This window comes from Candidatus Babela massiliensis (assembly GCF_000513475.1).
GTDB classification, from domain to species: Bacteria; Babelota; Babeliae; order Babelales; family Babelaceae; genus Babela; species Babela massiliensis.
In genome coordinates, this window is sequence record NC_023003.1 from 100,136 (window position 1) to 118,152 (window position 18,017).

14 protein-coding genes are annotated in these 18,017 nt (G+C 26.4%); 5 read left to right on the plus strand and 9 right to left on the minus strand.

What is annotated here, in order from left to right; all coding sequences use genetic code 11:
* Positions 1-643 precede the first annotated feature (643 nt).
* A complete protein-coding gene (locus tag BABL1_RS05115) occupies positions 644-1,657 on the minus strand; it encodes an ankyrin repeat domain-containing protein (RefSeq protein WP_023791056.1) in 1,014 nt (337 codons plus the stop codon).
* A gap of 360 nt (positions 1,658-2,017) precedes the next feature.
* Between BABL1_RS05115 and BABL1_RS00495 the strand changes: the two genes are divergently transcribed.
* Positions 2,018-2,653, plus strand: coding sequence for an RNA ligase family protein (locus BABL1_RS00495; protein ID WP_023791058.1), 636 nt, complete (start codon positions 2,018-2,020; stop codon positions 2,651-2,653).
* Between the two features lie 653 nt (positions 2,654-3,306).
* On the opposite strand, the gene BABL1_RS00500 is transcribed toward BABL1_RS00495, so the two are convergent.
* Together BABL1_RS00500 and BABL1_RS00505 are read right to left on the minus strand one after the other, a co-directional pair.
* Entirely contained in the window at positions 3,307-4,473 is a 1,167-nt protein-coding gene (locus BABL1_RS00500) for an ankyrin repeat domain-containing protein (RefSeq protein WP_171814715.1), read from the minus strand.
* 160 nt (positions 4,474-4,633) lie between these two features.
* The gene (locus tag BABL1_RS00505; RefSeq protein ID WP_023791062.1) at positions 4,634-6,097 is read right to left on the minus strand and encodes an ankyrin repeat domain-containing protein; all 1,464 of its coding nucleotides are present in this window, start codon (positions 6,095-6,097) and stop codon (positions 4,634-4,636) included.
* Between the two features lie 214 nt (positions 6,098-6,311).
* On the opposite strand from BABL1_RS00505, the gene BABL1_RS05120 reads away from it, so the two are divergent.
* The 3 genes from BABL1_RS05120 to BABL1_RS05125 all read left to right on the plus strand — a co-directional run bounded on the left by BABL1_RS05120 (position 6,312) and on the right by BABL1_RS05125 (position 8,695).
* Positions 6,312-7,208, plus strand: coding sequence for an ankyrin repeat domain-containing protein (locus BABL1_RS05120; protein WP_023791064.1), 897 nt, complete (start codon positions 6,312-6,314; stop codon positions 7,206-7,208).
* Positions 7,202-7,339 carry an ankyrin repeat domain-containing protein gene (locus BABL1_RS05415; RefSeq protein WP_023791066.1) on the plus strand — a complete coding sequence of 46 codons (138 nt, stop codon included), beginning with the start codon at positions 7,202-7,204 and terminating at the stop codon, positions 7,337-7,339. The genes BABL1_RS05120 and BABL1_RS05415 overlap by 7 nt, the downstream gene beginning before the upstream one ends.
* A 267-nt stretch (positions 7,340-7,606) precedes the next feature.
* A complete protein-coding gene (locus BABL1_RS05125; RefSeq protein ID WP_023791070.1) occupies positions 7,607-8,695 on the plus strand; it encodes an ankyrin repeat domain-containing protein in 1,089 nt (362 codons plus the stop codon).
* A gap of 163 nt (positions 8,696-8,858) precedes the next feature.
* Here BABL1_RS05125 and BABL1_RS05130 read toward each other — a convergent pair whose 3' ends face one another.
* Positions 8,859-9,830 carry an ankyrin repeat domain-containing protein gene (locus BABL1_RS05130; RefSeq protein WP_023791072.1) on the minus strand — a complete coding sequence of 324 codons (972 nt, stop codon included), beginning with the start codon at positions 9,828-9,830 and terminating at the stop codon, positions 8,859-8,861.
* Between the two features lie 29 nt (positions 9,831-9,859).
* The gene (locus BABL1_RS00525) at positions 9,860-10,915 is read right to left on the minus strand and encodes an ankyrin repeat domain-containing protein (RefSeq protein WP_023791074.1); all 1,056 of its coding nucleotides are present in this window, start codon (positions 10,913-10,915) and stop codon (positions 9,860-9,862) included.
* A 445-nt stretch (positions 10,916-11,360) separates the two neighbouring features.
* Here BABL1_RS00525 and BABL1_RS05135 point away from each other — a divergent pair, with 445 nt between their 5' ends.
* Positions 11,361-12,464, plus strand: coding sequence for an ankyrin repeat domain-containing protein (locus BABL1_RS05135; RefSeq protein ID WP_023791076.1), 1,104 nt, complete (start codon positions 11,361-11,363; stop codon positions 12,462-12,464).
* Between the two features lie 93 nt (positions 12,465-12,557).
* On the opposite strand, the gene BABL1_RS00535 is transcribed toward BABL1_RS05135, so the two are convergent.
* Genes BABL1_RS00535 through BABL1_RS00550 form a run of 4 tightly spaced genes read right to left on the minus strand, consistent with a single transcriptional unit; the run spans position 12,558 to position 17,936 of the window.
* On the minus strand, positions 12,558-13,850 hold the full coding sequence (locus BABL1_RS00535) for an NAD(P)/FAD-dependent oxidoreductase (protein ID WP_023791078.1): 1,293 nt from the start codon (positions 13,848-13,850) through the stop codon (positions 12,558-12,560).
* 57 nt (positions 13,851-13,907) lie between these two features.
* Positions 13,908-15,104, minus strand: coding sequence for an alcohol dehydrogenase catalytic domain-containing protein (locus BABL1_RS00540; protein ID WP_023791080.1), 1,197 nt, complete (start codon positions 15,102-15,104; stop codon positions 13,908-13,910).
* Positions 15,105-15,123: 19 nt separating this feature from the next.
* Entirely contained in the window at positions 15,124-16,506 is a 1,383-nt protein-coding gene (locus BABL1_RS00545) for a hypothetical protein (RefSeq protein WP_023791082.1), read from the minus strand.
* Between the two features lie 26 nt (positions 16,507-16,532).
* Complete coding sequence (locus BABL1_RS00550) at positions 16,533-17,936, minus strand: NTP/NDP exchange transporter (protein WP_023791084.1); 1,404 nt, start codon at positions 17,934-17,936, stop codon at positions 16,533-16,535.
* Positions 17,937-18,017 lie beyond the last annotated feature (81 nt).

Below are 18,017 nucleotides of genomic sequence, written 5' to 3' on the forward strand. Positions count from 1 at the left end.
TCTCTTCTTCTGTTGTAGCGTCTATAAATCCTGCTCCATCAGCAACCTGTCCGCCAGTAGTCTGATTAGGCTCTAGCCATGCATTTGTTGCAAAAGGGCTTCCATTATGTGAATATCTACATCTGTTTTTATAGTTAGTATAGGTAGTTCCATCAGTCTCAATTGTATCTAGTAAAATTAATCTATTCTTAAAAGGTAAAATAATTCTGGCAGTTTGAACAAAATTACCAGCAGTTAAAAATACTGTTACTGCACTTTATTTCCGCTTAAGACAATATTTTCAGAGCAAGGAAAAAGGGTGTGAATAATGTAAGTCATTTACTATTTTTTAGTATCGACCTCTTCATGTCTGTAATCTACTCATTACAGACATCACAAGGTTAAGACTACACAATTTCAAGAAATTTGCTTTTTTTTGTAAAAAAATAAAAAATTTAGCACAAAAATTATCTTTCTTATTTCTAAATTTAAGAACATTTTTATTAATTTTTCATATATTTTCATTAATCTTTAATTTCTTGCTTTTATATTCATAATTCTTTTAAATATAATATTTTTATTATATTTGATATATTTTGTTTCTTTACTTTAATATTAATGTCTTTTAAAGACTCAACTTTTATTTCCTAGGTCTTCTTAATTTTTATTTAGATCCTGCTTCTTTTAATATCTCAACTATATCTTTATAACCTTTTTCAGATGCTATCATTAAAGCTGTATTGCCTTCATAATCTTTAGAATTAACATTAGCACCTTCATTTATTAATATTTTTACTATATCTTTATGACCTTTTTTAGATGCTACCATTAAAGCTGTATCATTATTAAACGTACTTTTAGCATCAATATCAGCACCTTTATCTATTAATAGCTCTACTATATCTTTATGTCCATTGCTAGATGCAAGCATTAAAGCCGTAAAGCCGTATTCATTTTTAGTATTAATACTAGCACCTTTATCTATTAATATTTGAACTATATCTTTATGATCATTTATAGATGCCCGCATTAAAGCTGTAAAGCCATTGTTATTTTTAGTATTAATACTAGCGCCTGATTTTATTAATATTTCTACTACCTCTTTATATCCCCCATAAGAAGCCTTCATTAAAGCTGTATTGCCACCATATTGACTTTTAGAATTAACATCAACACCTGCTAATATTAATTTAACTGTTACTTTGAAATATTCTTTAGATTTAGGATCTTTATTTAATATATTAATAAAGGCTCTATTGAGATCTTCAGTTGATAAACCTTGGACTTTATATTCTTCAATAGATTTAATTTTTAAATTTTCAAAGAGTTCATCAAAACGTTTTGATTTTAACTCTTTTATTAATTGATTTAAATAATTTTTTAAAGATGGTGATTTTGAAGCAACATTCAATACATCTTTAAATTGTTGAGATACAAGAGCTATTTCTTGTAAATTGATTTTCTTTGGTTGTTGAAATATATCATTCCACTTATTAATAGTTTCTTTAACTTGTTGTATCACAGTTTCATTGATAATAGCTATCATAAGTTCTGCAGGTAGACTTAATAATTGAGACTCTTGTTCAGTTACCATATAATCTTGATTTTCCATTGAGATTATATTATTCATAAATAGAATTGATAACAATATTATATATAGATGTTTTATTTTATTCATTTTATCCTTTAATAATTTATTTTAAATAATTAATATTTTTAAATAAATTATATACTAATTGAAAATAAAAATCAATTTACTTAAACTCTATAAATTTGAGACAAAGAAAAAGACCTATAAACATTTAAACCAAAAGATTAGGTTATATGGAGAAAATCAAAAATTAATCTTAAGTAATTTAAAACTTTCAAGTACAACTATAAATTTAAACCTCGTTATCAAATACCAGATGTATCACTCAGCTAAATAATATAGCATAAAAATAAATTTTAATGTATAATATTCTAATATTTTAAATATATGTCCTTGATAAGGACAATAAAATATAATTCAATTATATATCTATCATAGGGGCAATAAATGCAATATCCCAAAATACAAACCTTATGGAAGCGCCATCTTAATGGTCCGCATAGGGGTAAAATTATAGAAGGTTCTTACTCTGAAAAAGAGTTTGAAAATATAGTCCATTGGAGTATCAGTGAAAAAATTGACGGCACTAATGTTCGCATAAATTATGATCCAATTAGTAATCAGATTACATTTAAAGGTAAAAGTGATGATTCAAAACTTCCGCCTATTCTTGAGGAATATCTTCGTTCACATTTTACTCTTGAACTTATGCAATCAGCATTTGCTAATCAAGACCATATAACACTATATGGCGAAGGATTCGGCGGTAATATACAAGCTGCAGGACCCTTTTATAAAAAAGAAGCAGGTTTCATACTCTTTGATGCAAAAGTAGGCCAAGTGTGGTTAGAAAGAGATGCTATTGAAAAACTTGCAACTAAACTTCAAATACCTTCAGCTCCAGAGTTAGGAGTAATGACTAAAGAGGAAGTAATTAATTTTGTTAAATCTAAACCAAAGAGCATCGTGTCCCAGCAGCCTTATCAAATGGAAGGCATTATTGCTAGATCAAAGCCATTAATATTCCATCCGGATGGACATCCTATAATGTGGAAACTTAAAGTACGCGATTTTGACGTTTAAGCTTTTTATACCAGTATATTTATATATACTGGTATTTTTTCATTGATACCTGTTAAGTAAAAATTAAATTTTTATTGCTTTTACAATAATCAATATTATGATATAAATATTTAAATATATTAAAAAATATCTCAGATATAAAAATATTGTTGCTTTTAAAATATATTAATATTTAAAGATAACAAAATTTAATTTAATCTTAAAATATTAATTTATATTAAAAAGGATCTTAAATCTTAAAATTATGACTCTTATTTTTCAAACAAAGAACTTTATTTTTTGTCTATTATTTTTATTCTAAATTTAAAATACTAACCACCCGAATACTTATCAATTAATTCTAATGTTTTTAAGTCTCGAAGCCTTAGCTTTATCTAAAGCAGACTTTCCTGATTTTTATTGTATAAGTTGCTGACTGCTTTTGAGATCAATCGCAAATTATTTAATTCACAAGGCAATTTATTAAAGTCGTCTTTAAAAGTAAAAATATTATTATAGCTGCTAATGTAATTTTTAATTGCTTGCTTAAATACTAACAGTTCATCTTTATAAAATTGAATCAATATCAGATTTATAGTATAGTGATAATAAGATTAAACTTATACATTTCTTTATAATTTTTTATATTTTCTTGATTTTAAATTGTTTATATATTAGTTAGTTTTTGTAACTTGATTAAGAATAATCTCAACTATATCATTACATCCACGATTTTGAGCAAAAGATAAAGCCGTATTTTCAAAATTATCTTTAAAATAAATGTTAGCACCTAAATTTAATAACATTTGAACTATACTTTTATTACAATTTCTACAAGCAAACATTAAGGCTGTTTCTCCATGTAAATTCTGAAGATTAATGTTATTTGGATACCGAAGTAGTAATTTGATTATCTCACTATCGTTCATTAAACAAGCAAGCATCAATGGAGTATAATTTAACTTATTTACAGCATTAGTTTTAGCATTATGCTTAATTAAAATTTTAAGCATCTCAATATTGATATTACGTAAAGCCCAAAAGATCGCACTATCTCCTTCTTTATCTTGAATATTTATATCTGCTTTATGTTTAATTAATAAATATGCTAATTCTATATTATTATAGTAAACAGCATGCATCAAAGCTGTCCACCCATAAGAATTTTGATAATCTATATCGATATTATGTTCAATAAATAAATGTACAAGATCTTTAGCATTTATTTTTATAGAGTAAATTAGAGGAGAGTCTTTCTGTTGATTAAAGTATATGTTATTAAATTTTGCTCCTCGTAGTACAAAAATTCTTGCTATATATTCATTTCCAAATTGAATAGCATATTTCAGAGCACTATATTTAAGGTTATTTACAAAATTTATATCTGCACCATAATCTATTAACAAATTTATTAAGTTCATAAATTTATTAGTCTTAGCAATTAATATTAATGGAGTTATAATCTCCTGATTTACTATCATACGCAAATTAGGATTAGCCTTTGCTATTATTAACTTTGCTACTTTTTTTTCTATATCTTCATTAGCATTTATATAGAAATTTAACAAAATACATCTTAGATGCATATCTAATTCTTCTCTTTCTAACTTAGATTCTTCAGGAGCAAAATGAACTTTAGCTATTTCTTGGGGTAAGTTTAATTCAAGAAACATATTCTTTAATAATTGTAAATTTTTATCACTTTCTTTTTTATTAAGAAAATCTTTTGCATCTTTAATGGCATAAAATATATTACTATTTTTTACTTTTAACTCTACTGATTTATAAAGACTAATTTCTAATTCATTTACTAATTTACTTAAATTTTTATCTTTTTTCATAGAATTAAGAGTATAAAAAGTAAAATTAAAAATTATACTTAAAAAAAATAGTGATAAATATCTAATTTTTGTCATAGACTCTTATAATTAATGCTATTATGCTTTATTCATAATGATTATGACATAAAACTATGTAAGTAAGTCAAGTATAAATTAGTTTTTAAGATAATAAACAAATCCAGCTTGCATTATCCTTTAACAATTGAGCAATTTTTTTATGATTATCATCCGAATATTCCCTGGCTATCAACTCTGCTGTCAATTTTTCATTATTCTTTATTCTAGTATTAGCACCAGAATCTAACAATAACTTAATTATATTGTAATTTCCTATTCTTGTTGCTTCAATTAAAGCAGTATCTCCATGCAAATTTTGATCATTAATACTTACATGAAAATCAATAAGTAGTTTAACCATACGGTAATTGCCAGCATTAACAACTATCATTAATAGTGTATCAAAACCAAAACCATAGATTCTATCATTTACATTTGCTCCTTTTTCGCATAAAAATTGAGCAAGATTGTAGAAATCATTTTGGCAAGCTGTTATTAGAGCGCTACGGTTATTATAGTGTGAATTAATATTTATATCAGTAGAATCTAGTAATAATTCTACCATGTCTTTTCTATCGTTTTCAACAGCAATATGTAAATAGTCAGAGTCTTTTAAAGATTTCTTATTATGAGCGATGAGAAATTTTGCCACATCAATCCTATTATGTTTAATGGCACTTCCCAATGGAGAAGTTCCCCATGGATCAAGGCTATACATATCTGCATTATTATTAATTAGCAATTTTACTATTTCCAACAGTCCTCTTTTACATGCTATTGTTAAAGCATTTTCTCCCAAGTTATTTTTTAAATTAACGTTTATACCATTTTTGATAAATATTTCAGCTATTTCTTTTACTAAGTTCTTATCTAAAAATACATTCTTCAACAAAATGATCAAAGAATTATTGCCTTGTTTATCCTGTAAATTAATATCTACACCATAGTTCAATAATAATTCTATGGTCTCCTTTTGTCCTTTATGAACAGCCATAATTAAAGGGTGTTGCCCTTTATTATTTATAGTTTCAATATTAGTGCTATAAATTAATATAACTTTTAAAAGATTTATAAGATTATAATTATCCTTATTTTTCCGTATTAAATAGAATATAATATGTTCATTATTAATCTTCAAATTTAACTTTAAAGCTAAAATTATCAATTTAGCAGCCTTTAGTTCTTGATCTTTCAACTCCTCTTTATCTTTTGATAAATCAAAAGATAATATATCAAGTAATTGGTTCTTTAAATCATCTTCATCCTTAATATCTATATCTTGAGTAAAATGTTCTATAGCTATCTTTTTAGATTTTGATATTAAATCAGGAATTAAAGTTCTAAATGTTCTATTTATTTTAAATATTAAATTTAAATAAATTTTAATATCTTTAAATGGATTAAAAATATCATTATTCAATATTGTTGTTTTCAAATTTTGAGCAAGAATGTGTAATTTTAACTCATCAGGTAGATCTTGTAAGTCCTTTTGACAAGAATTTATGCAAAAAGTTGCTATGCAAAGAGATAGTAATAAAGATAATCTAAAAATTTTCGTATTTTTCATATTAATCCATAATTGAGAATTGAGATGATACATAATTATAATATAAATATACTATATACTATAAGAGTGTAAATATTTTATTTATATATTTTGGAATATACATTTGGAAATATTTTAATTATTATTTATATTATTTTATCATTGGCTTTTTATTACTATTAGTATATAATTATTAAAAAATACTATATTAAATATAAATTATAAGGATAAAAAAATGAATAAAATAAAACATCTATATATAATATTATTATCAGTTCTATTTATAAATAATAATTTTGTCTCCATGGGTAAACCAAATTATATTGCAACTGAACAAGAGTCGCAATTATTAAGTCTACCTGCAGAACTTATGACAAATATTGTCAATGAAACTGTAGTACAACAACTCAAAGAAACTATTAATGAGTGGAATGATATATTTCAGGACCCTAAAATTAATTTACAAAATATAGCTCTTGTATCTCTACAATTTAAAGATGTATTGAATGTTGCTTTAAAATTACCATCTTTAAAAAATTACTTAAATCAATTAGTAAAAGATTTAAAATCAAAACGTTTTGACGAGCTCTTTGAAGATTTAAGACATCAATCTATTGAACAATATAAAGGCTTACCTAAAGATAAACTCAATCAAGCTTTAACTAAGATATTAAATAAAGCAGCGATATCTAAAGAAGGTTTCAAAGTAGTAATGCAATTAATATTAGCAGGTGCTAATGTTAATACTACAGATAATAGTGGCAATACAGCTTTAATGGAGGCATCTAAAAAGGATTATAAAGATATAGTTGAGATGTTAATAAAAACAGGCGCTAACGTTAATGCTACAGCTAATGATGGCAATACAGCTTTAATGTGGGCATCTAAAAATGGTTATAAAGATGTATTAGAAATATTAATCAATGCAGGTGCTGATGTTAATGCTAAAACTATATATGGATTTACAGCTTTAATATGGTCATCTAGAAATGGCCATAAAGATATAGTAGAAATGCTAATAAAAGCAGGTGCTAACGTTAATGCTAAAACTATATATGGCAATACAGCTTTAATAGAGGCATCTAAAAATGGTCATAAAGATATAGTAAAAATATTAATAAAAGAATGTTAATAAAATCAGATGCTAAAAATCAATATGGCAGTACAGCTTTAATGCGGGCATCTATAAATGGTCATAAAGAAGTAGTAGAAATGTTAAATAATAACAAAAGGTTGGTTTCTTATTCTTGTATATTATCGTAGTTTATAAAAAAGCTTTTTAGTAAAAAGAAGTAGTTTAAACTACTTCTTTTTAACTTAATACTAAATCTATTCAGCTTGATATTCTATTTGAAGCTTATTAACTTTACTTATAAAGTTATTTAGATTACTTCTGATAATATGCCAAAAAACATCTACTAGTACTATACTAATTTTTTTTAGAAACATCTGTAGCATTTGAACTTTATTTCAATTAGTGTATAATATTTAAAAATATTAATTATTTAAAATAAATTATTAAAGGATAAAATGAATAAAATAAAACATGTATATATAATATTGTTATCTATTCTATTTATGAATAATATAATCTCCATGGAAAATCAAGATTATATTGCAAGTGAACAAGAGACTCAATTATTAAGTCTACCTGCAGAACTTATGACAGCTATTATCAATGAAACTGTAATACAACAAGTTAAAGAAACTATTAATGAGTGGAATGATATCTTTCAACAACCAAAGAAAATCAATTTACAAGACACAGCTCTTGCATCTCAACAATTTAAAGATGTGTTGAATGTTGCTTTAAAATCACCATCTTTAAAAAATTACATAAATGATTTAAAATCAAAACATTTTGATGAACTCTTTGAAGATTTAAAACATCAATCTATTGAAGAATATAGAGATTTATCAACTGAAGATCTTAATAAAAATTTATTTAATATATTAAATAAAGAAACAATATCTAAAGAAGATTTCAAAGTAGCAGTTAAATTAATACTTGCAGGTGCTGATGTTGATACTAAAAACAATGAAGACAATACAGCTTTAATGTTGGCATCTATTTATGGTTATAAAGAAATAGTAGAGATATTAATAAAAGCAGGTGCTGATGTTAATACTAAAAATTACTACGGCTATACAGCTTTAATAGAGTCGTCTAGCAATGGTCATAAAGAGATAGTAGAAATGTTAATAAAAGCAGGTACCAATGTTGATGCTAAAAACAATGATGGCTATACAGCTTTAATGTGGGCATCTAAAAATGGTTATAAAGAGATAGTTGAGTTGTTAATCAAAGCAGGTGCTGATGTTGATGCTAAAAGTAAATATTGCGGCTATACAGCTTTAATGCTTGCATCTGAAAAAGGACATAAAGAAATAGTAGAAATATTACTCCAAGCAGGTACCAATGTTGATACTAAAAACAATGAGGACGATACAGCTTTAATATTCGCATCTATTTATGGTTATAAAGAAATAGTAGAGATATTAATAAAAGCAGGTACCAATATTGAGGCTAAAAACAATGATGGCTATACAGCTTTAATGTGGGCATCTAAAGAAGGTCATAAAGATATAGTAGAAATACTACAATCTTTAGAAAATTAATCATATAGTTGCTTTATTTTCTTAAGCATTAAAATTAAAAATTATATTAAATCTATCAAGACCTAAATTTACATTTAGGTCTTTTTTTGAGCATAGATTCTCATTGATGAACTTAAATATTTAAAAGCTCGAGAGCATAAAGGTTTATCTAGATAAATAGGAATTAAATTTTAGAGTTTTTCTTATTAAGTTTTGCGACTGAATCGATCAATTTAACTATATTCATATTTTTATAATCTAATGCAAGAGATCTTGCTGTTTTTCCCCATTTATCTTTAGCATTAATATCAACTCCGTTTTCAATCAAAATTCTTGCTATATTTTCATTGCCATGTATAGCTGCTAACATAAGTGTAGTTTTATTATATCGATCTTTAACAAAAACATCTGCTCCTTTGTCAATAAGCAACTTTATTATATTATAGTTATTACGTGATAAAGCAGCTTGTATTATACTTTCTTGGAATATATCTGTAGCATTAACATCTGCTCCTCTATTGATAAGCAATTTTGCAATATCCTCTTTGTTCATAGCTATTGCAAGTCTTAAGGGAGTTTTTCCATTAATATCTTTAATATTAATATTAGCTTTAAAATCTAATAATACATTAATTAAATTAACAAATTTTCCCGTTTGTGCTATAAAGATCAGTAGTGGTATACGTGTAAGTTTTTCTAATATTTTGACGTTAATAATCATGTTAGGATTAGCTCCTGCTATTATCAATTTAGCAGCTTCTTTTTCTTTTTCTTGATTATAATTATCCTCAAGTATGTTTTTTAATTTTTCATCAAGTTGCTTTTGCGTCAATTTTGATTCTTCATTAGCAAACCATTCCTTTGCATATTCACTGGCCTCTTGCTTCAACCTTACTTTATCTTGTGTAATTATGACGTTTAGATCCTTACTAGTTAATGACATTTCCCTTAAGAATTCATTTATACCATTTAATGGATGGAATAAATGATTATGTTTTATAATATCTTCTATTTTGGATTTTATAATCTTAAGTTTAATTTCCATAGGCAATTCTAAGAAGTTATTACCATTAAGATTTAGATTGCATTCTATTACATTACCATTAAATATATTGATTAAACATAATGTTTTTAATATAATAAGTATTTTTTTCATAATCTTTATTTTCTCCATTTTTATTCAGTTTAAGATACTAAACAAGTACTTCTATTATCTATATCTTTAAGGAGTTCTAATATTCTCCTTCTCGTTCTAGGATCTCTTGTATTTGAATTTAAAGACCATACAGTATCTCCAAATTGATCTTTGGCGTTTATCTCTGCTTTATGTCTTATAAGTGATTTTATTATGTCTAAATTACCTTTTAAAATAGCATACATTAAAGGCGTTCTTCCCCATTTGCCGGCAGTATTAATATCAGCACCATGACTGATAAGAGATTCTACCATGTGCCTATTGCCTACTTCTATTGCTTTAATTAAAGGAGTTTCCATCCTTAAATCTATAATATTGACTTGTGCTTTTTGAGTTAACAATAGGTCAACTATTGATTCATTATTTTTTTCTATAGCAATCATTAAAGCAGACTTTTGATCATAATTTATTTCATTTATATTATTAATATGAATTTTTATTAGTTCTTCTGCTACATTTTTATTATTTTTAATGGCAAGCATTAAAATATTATTATTTTCCTTATCTTGGTAATCAAGATCAACTTTAAAGTCTAATAATAAATAAGGAAGTTGATTCCATGAAGGCTCTTTTAACAGTTTAACAAAAGCTGGTATAGTTTTATTTTTAAAGTTTATCATTATGTTAGGATCAGCACCTGCTATTATTAATTTAGCCGCCTCTCTCTCTTTTAATTCACTATAATCTCCTTCTAAAATATTCTTAAGCTTATTATTCAGCTCTTCTTTAGATAAATTGATAAAATCTGAGGCAAAATATTTTCTAATAAATTTGTTTATATCATTTTTTATTTCATCTCTTAAATTAAAAAATCCTTTATCTATTGATATTAAACTTTTAAATCCCTCTTTAACACCACGAAATGGATTAAAAACTACATTCTCTTTAACAATAGATTGCAAAAATTTTTCAGCTATATGTAGCTTTAACTCAGGAGGTAAAGTATTAATAAGCAGGGTCTCTTTATTCGGCTTTTGTTCTAATTCAGATTGCGAATAAATATTTAAAGATATACTTATTAACAAGGATATAACTTTCTTATTCATGATCTTATTAATCCCTTATCTTTAATTTATAAATATTAACTATTTTATTATTATTATAAACAATTATTATATCAAACTGTAATAGTAATTTAAAAAAAGTTGTATAAAAGAATTTAAAGATAAAACATGAACCTAAAATTAATTTACAAGAAATAAACTTTGTTCAAAGATTTATTGAATGAGGTCTTAAGAAATCAATCTAAAGAAGAACATCAAGCAAAAAGGATTAAACCTTGGTTATGCCAGGATTGTTTCTTAAGATTATATAAATAAAGCATCCTTTATGTAGAAGATCAAAATACTATAAATTAAAATTCAGAAATGTCATTAATATTTATGACATATTTATTTTATGAAGTAATTCTGGAGATGTGGATTTTATTTTTCAATTAGTGTATAATATTAAAATAATTAATTTTTTAAATCGAACAATTTAGGATAAAAAATGAATAAAATGAAACATGTATATATAATATTATTATCAATTCTATTTATGAATAATAATATTGTCTCAATGGAAAATCAAGATTATATGGAAATTGAACAAGATTCTCAATTATTAAGTCTACCTGCAGAACTTATGACAGCCATTATCAATGAAACTGTAATACAACCAGTCAAAGAGACTATTAATAAGTGGAATAATATATTTCAAGAACCAGAGAAAATTAATTTACAAAGTATAGCTCTTGTGTCTCAACAATTTAAAAATGTATTGAATGCTGCTTTAAAATCACCATCTTTAAAAAATTACTTAAATCAATTAGTAAAAGATTTAAAATTAAAACGTTTCGATGAACTCTTTGAAAATTTAAAACATCAATCTATAGAACAATATAAAGGTTTATCAACTGAAGACCTTAATAAAAATTTATTTAATATATTAAAAGAACGAGAAACATCTAAAGAAGATTTCAAAGTAGCAGTTAAATTAATATTAGCAGGCGCTGATGGTAATACTAAAAATGACTATTGCTATACAGCTTTAATGATAGCATCTAAAAAAGGTTATAAAGAGATAGTTCAAATATTAATAAAATCAGACGCTGATCTTGATACTAGGGATGGTGCGGGATTGACAGTTTTAATATTGGCATCTATAGGAGGTCATAAAGATATAGTAAAAATATTACTTCAAGCAGGCGCTGATGTTAATGCTAAAGATAACAATGGTTATACAGCTTTAATGTTCGGATCTGGAAATGGTCATAAAGAAATAGTTGAGTTGTTAATAAAAACGGGCGCTAACGTTAATGCTAAAACTACATATGGTAATACAGCTTTAATGTTGGCATCTGAAAAAGGACGTAAAGAAATAGTTGAAATATTATTCCAAGCAGGTGCTGATATTAATGCTAAAACTGCATATGGATTTACAGCTTTAATGATGGCATCTATAGAAGGACGTAAAGAAATAGTTGAAATATTACTCCAAGCAGGCGCCGATCTTAATGCTAAAAATAACAATGGTGAAACAGCTTTAATGATAACATCTAAAAAAGGTCATAAAGAAATAGTTGAGATGTTAATAAAAGCAGGATCTAAATAAAAATTAAGAAGGTCTAGGATTTTACCCAGACCTTTTTTTATTATTACTTGCAAAGCAATGGATAGCTTAAATATGCTACTGCTATTCCTATCACTAAAATATCCTTTTTTCTCTTAAAAAATTTGATATTGCAAAAGATAGTTTAGTTCCTAAAAAGCTTTGCATTGTATTACCTATAAAGAATTTCCTATAAGGTGAAAAGTAAGCATCTAATTCAGTTCTATGATTTATTGCATGATCAGCAATATACATACCTAGAGCAGCAGACCATGGTAATCCAGAAGCTGTACCTGCATAATATATGTTAGAATTATGTTTATCAGGCCCTCCTATGGGCATAATATCTTTACTCAATCCTATCATTCCAGGCCACATATATTCATATTCTATATTGGTATGAGGAAATTTATTCTTAAAGTACTTAGTTAATTTATTAAATACTATCTTGTTATCAAAGCTTCTATTTTTAGAATAATTATATAAGAAACTTGATCCTCCTAGCAATAATCTATTTTCACCAGTTATTCTATAATACTGATATATTAAATCAGTATCCCAAACCATGTAACGTTTATTTGGAAAAATAGATTTTATTTGTTCTTCATCTAAGACCTTAGAAACAAGTAAAAAAGTTTGAGCATGGTAAACTTGATGATTTAGATTTGACAAGTTAGGCATAAATTTATCTAAAGCTAATACTATATAATCAGCAGAAACCGAACCAAATTGAGTAGATACACCTTTAGAATTTACTTTAATGACCGGACTATCTTCAAATATCAAAACACCTTGATTTGATAGATTTTCTTTCATTGCCTGACAATAATCAAATGGCTGAATACCAAAAGAGCCTCCATAAGATACTCCTCCTTGATATTTTTCAGATTTTACAGCAAGTGATAAATTTTTGTCGTTGTATAATACTGTATCATATCCAAGTTTAACTCTATTTTCAAATTCTTCTTTTATTCTAATATCAAACCTTTTTTTATTATTGGCTAATACTAATGTATCTTGTTCTTGATAATCACAACTGATAGAAAAATCTTCTATATTACTTTTTATTAGATTGACTCCGGAAAGCGAAAATTTCCATAATTGAGAAGCTGCTTCTTGGCCATATATAGCTGTCAAATCTGTTAAAGAAAGCTCTGAGTCAGGTGTTATAAAACCAGAATTTATTCCACTTGCTCCTGCTCCACAGTAATTTTTTTCAACAATTACCACGGACAAACCTTTATTAAGAAAAGCTTGCGCTGCGCTTAATCCAGTCATTCCTCCACCTACTATGACTACATTAGTTTTTATAGATCCTGAAAGAGAAGGGAACGTCTTAAGCTTAAGAGTCCATAACGGATAGGGCAAAGGACATAGATTAATATCCATTTATTATCTCCACTAAAAAGGAAGTGAATATTACAATTGCTTTTAAATTAAATTTTATTAAGAAATTAAACCATGAGGATCGATAAAATATTTAACTGGCTCTCCTTTATCAAATTTTTTGTAAGCTTCAGGAGCTTCATCTAAAGAAATTATCTTTACATTGAGTTCCTTAGCAATCTCACATTTTTCATTTAATATAGTCTCCATGAGCTTTCTATGGTATTTCATAACCGGAGTTTGTCCCATACTTACACTAAGAGCTTTTGCCCAGCAGTCTCCAAACTTTAATTTATAAATACCTCTTTTCTCTTCTTCATTGCGAGCACCTGCATCTTCATTGACATAAACTCCAGGGATACTTATAAACCCGCCAGCTCGAGCGAGCTCTATTATAGAGTCAATTACGACGGTAGGATCATTTTCATGCATCTTATTGCCATAACCAACAGCTTCAAAACCAACACAATCGATTGCAACATCTACTTCAGATTTATCTAAAATCTTCTCAACTTCTCTTTTCAAATCTTGCTCGTTTGATAAAAAAGTCAAATCTACTGTGTCATAACCATTTACTTTTGCAAGTTTTAAACGCTCTTTATTGACATCGCCAACAATAATTTTAGCAGCACCTAATATTTTACATGAAAGAGCACAAGCCAGTCCCACTGGACCTGCTCCTGCTATATATACTTTAGACCCTACTTCAACACATGCATTATAAGCAGCATGAAATCCTGTTGGAAATACATCGGTTATTAAAGCTAAATCTTTTATTTTATCAGAAGATAAAATTTGTTCTGGAAGTTTAAGTAAATTAAAATCAGCATAGGGAACCATAATATATTCAGCTTGTCCCCCTTGCCAATCACCCATATTTGCATAACCGTAAGCAGCTCCATAACCGGTTTTATTAGTAGTCAGACAAACATTAACTTTTTGTTCTTTACAATTTCTACAACGACCGCAGGCCACATTAAATGGTACAGAAACCAAATCTCCTTCTTTTAGAAACTCAACATCTTTACCAAGTTCAATTACTTGTCCAGTAATTTCATGACCAAAACTTGTCCCTGCTGGAACTGCAGCTCGACCATGATACATATGCAAATCACTTCCACAAATTCCACTTAATACTACTTTTAAGATAACTCCGTGTTCAATACTTTTACCTTTGATTTCCATCTTAGGATATCCAATATCTTTTACTTCTACCTGGCCGGGCTTAACATATACAACCGCTCTATTTTTGCTCATCAAACTCTCCTATAAATTATTAAAGACTCACTATACGTTTTCTTTCAAAATCTAATATTTTTTCCAATTCTTCTATCATTTCATCAATTATAATATTAAGTGGAATTAAAAAATTTAAATTTTCAATTTCTTTTTTTAAGATATTCTGAAAGATTTTTTTTAATCTTTGTAAGTTATCTAATCTTTCGACTGCATAAGTGCTGGTATATTTATAAACATATTCTGTTAAATAATGTAATAAATCATATAAGAATTCTATGCCTAGATTCTTATAACATAGTATTAATTCACTCTCTACTTCTATATAATCCTCTATATCTTTATTTTTGATTTTATAAAATATTTTATCGACTTTATAGTCAAGAATATGATTTCTTAATTTTGCAAGCATTTTAGTTTTAGGATTTGCATGATATAGTAATAGTTGATCTATATAAATAATTTTATTTGATTGACTATAATAATTATTAAGTTTGATAAAAATATTGTGTATATTCTCGTTAAACTCATCTTTTTCAAATAAGAAGTGCATAAAAGCAAATATTTTGTCTTCATCAAAATTTTTTATAAAATATACTCCATAGATATATTCAAGTATTTTATCTATATCTAAATAATAGTCACTTCTTATTAAATTCAAAGCTGATAATTTATCATTTTTGTTAAATAATTCGATAAGCAATATACCTTTGTTTTTTGTATCTTCGTGAATATCTATGTTATTTTGATCAATTGCTTCTATATTTTCAAATATTGGAGTTAATTCTCCTATGATTACTGCAATTATATCTTGAAATAGTTTAATCTTTTTTTTAATTTTATTTATATTACTAAGAATTTTATTATATTCTTTGATATCTTGTGTATAATAGGCATTTTGAGACAAATGTTGAAAAGTTTCATAAGCAGATTTAAAATCAGCTATATGTTTGCTAAAATAATTTGTCAGTTCATTATAAAATTCCAAATCTTTGTCACTTTTTATTAAAAAAATTACTATATCTAATGTTTCATCTTCTTCTTCAACTTCTTTGACAATTAGTTTTTTTAATATGGAAAATTTAATCTCCTTACATATTTTATTATATATTATTGAAGATTTATTTAGTTTATACTCTTGTACAATTTTATTTAAAAAAATACCCGAATTTTGTAAATTGCTAAACATTGCATAATAAATTAATTTATATATCATTTCTTCTGGTATATTTTTTTCTAGCAAATCAGATTCCATAGCATTAAATGCGTAATCTATACCCTCATTTAAATTTTTGTTGCATACATTTAGAGCATGTTTGGCAAAATATACACTAGTAATTTCTTTCAAACTGCATACTTCTTGAGAATATGTAATTTGAAAGAAATTTATAAGGCATATAAAATAAAATAATCTATGTAACATTTTTCATAACCTTAACAGTGATATTATTATTCTATTATTTTGCCTTCCTTTAAAAGTTGAGTATTTTTCTTTCCTACATATAAAGCTGCAAAAAACCAAATAAAATTAAGTCCAAATCCAAATAATGTTCCATAAAGCATTAGATCGGATACACTGTACTTAAAAGTATTAGTTACTTGAGCTCCTGCTAATTTGGCAAACCGACTACCAAAAGTATCTATCCAACCTTTTGATTTAAATTTAGCATCTTTACTGGTCGGTATATACATTATTTCTTTGGTTGGATTATTAACTGCATAACCCATACCTTTTACTATAACCATAATTGCAAACGTTAACCATAAAAGAGAACTTGGATTGGAAGAACCTAGTAATAGGTAATATATTAACATTAGGCTTAGAGCTATAAAAAATGATATTGGATATATAAGAAGAGCAATACGGGTTCCATACTTTTGTAAAATCTTACTTGTCCCTAAAAAAGCTATCAAAAATGATACAGCATTGATGCTCATACCATAAATAGATTGGAATCTAGCAAATCCTAAAACAGAACAATAAGCTTCATTGCAACTTGCCTGATTTTTCATTTGATATTCTATTATTTGAGCAATAGCCTCATAAGCTGTAGATATTATTAAAACTCCTATTAAGTAAGGCCTTGTTAATAAAAGCCAGATACCAGAGAAAAACCCTTCTAAAAATCCCTCCTTCTTTTTTTCAGTTTTAGCAGCTTCTTTATTACCTACAAGATTTTGAGCAGGTATTACTTGCATAAAATATCGTACAATAGGAATTATCAAAGATACAAGTATCGTTGCACAAAGTAATATTGGCCATAGAGATCCAATTTTATCAGAAAAAAATAGCATTCCGGCACCAGCTATAGCTGCTATTTGAGCAAAAGAAATCACAATAGGAAACCCTTCCTTTGCTGATTCAGAAGTAGTAATACTATTGGTAAAAGACCAAAATAAAGCAGATGCCAGTGACCCAAAACTTTCTACAGCAAAATAACTTGCCCAACCTGCAAAAGCAAGTATTTCTTTTCCTAGAATTTGAGCTCCATAATGATCATTAATAAATAAAATAATTGTTAATAAAGCAAATATTACGGCATAGAAAGAGCATATTATGTAAAAAAGTTGATGCTTTTTAAATATATCAATTAACTTTGAATAAATTAGAACTAATACTAGTACAACAAAAGGAGAAAGAGTTTTTGCAATAGGTTGAAAAAGTGTACCTTGATTAAAAGCCCATCCTAAACTTTCAGGAAAAGCTACTTTAAAAAATATAGTATCCTTTAATACCCTTAATGCCCAATATGCTCCAATAATTAACATAAAAATTAGAGCTAAAAGGCTAAATTTCTTAACATCTTCTTTATTCATTTTAGGATAGAAATAATGAATTAGCATATTAAACATATAATCTCCTTATACTTAAAATCATAATTTTAATATAATAGCAAAAACAATATTTAACTTTAAAGTAACTATTTTTTAGCT

Excerpts from the sequence above, each read along its gene's own strand:
- BABL1_RS05125 (WP_023791070.1), top strand. The coding sequence starts at position 7,607 with ATGAATAAAATAAAACATGTATATATAATATTGTTATCTATTCTATTT.
- BABL1_RS00500 (WP_171814715.1), bottom strand. The coding sequence starts at position 4,473 with ATGAAAAAAGATAAAAATTTAAGTAAATTAGTAAATGAATTAGAAATT.
- BABL1_RS05130 (WP_023791072.1), bottom strand. The coding sequence starts at position 9,830 with ATGAAAAAAATACTTATTATATTAAAAACATTATGTTTAATCAATATA.
- BABL1_RS00505 (WP_023791062.1), bottom strand. The coding sequence starts at position 6,097 with ATGAAAAATACGAAAATTTTTAGATTATCTTTATTACTATCTCTTTGC.
- BABL1_RS00540 (WP_023791080.1), bottom strand. The coding sequence starts at position 15,104 with ATGAGCAAAAATAGAGCGGTTGTATATGTTAAGCCCGGCCAGGTAGAA.
- BABL1_RS00535 (WP_023791078.1), bottom strand. The coding sequence starts at position 13,850 with ATGGATATTAATCTATGTCCTTTGCCCTATCCGTTATGGACTCTTAAG.
- BABL1_RS05415 (WP_023791066.1), top strand. The coding sequence starts at position 7,202 with ATGTTAATAAAATCAGATGCTAAAAATCAATATGGCAGTACAGCTTTA.
- BABL1_RS00525 (WP_023791074.1), bottom strand. The coding sequence starts at position 10,915 with ATGAATAAGAAAGTTATATCCTTGTTAATAAGTATATCTTTAAATATT.
- BABL1_RS05120 (WP_023791064.1), top strand. The coding sequence starts at position 6,312 with ATGAATAAAATAAAACATCTATATATAATATTATTATCAGTTCTATTT.
- BABL1_RS00495 (WP_023791058.1), top strand. The coding sequence starts at position 2,018 with ATGCAATATCCCAAAATACAAACCTTATGGAAGCGCCATCTTAATGGT.
- BABL1_RS05135 (WP_023791076.1), top strand. The coding sequence starts at position 11,361 with ATGAATAAAATGAAACATGTATATATAATATTATTATCAATTCTATTT.
- BABL1_RS00545 (WP_023791082.1), bottom strand. The coding sequence starts at position 16,506 with ATGTTACATAGATTATTTTATTTTATATGCCTTATAAATTTCTTTCAA.
- BABL1_RS05115 (WP_023791056.1), bottom strand. The coding sequence starts at position 1,657 with ATGAATAAAATAAAACATCTATATATAATATTGTTATCAATTCTATTT.
- BABL1_RS00550 (WP_023791084.1), bottom strand. The coding sequence starts at position 17,936 with ATGTTTAATATGCTAATTCATTATTTCTATCCTAAAATGAATAAAGAA.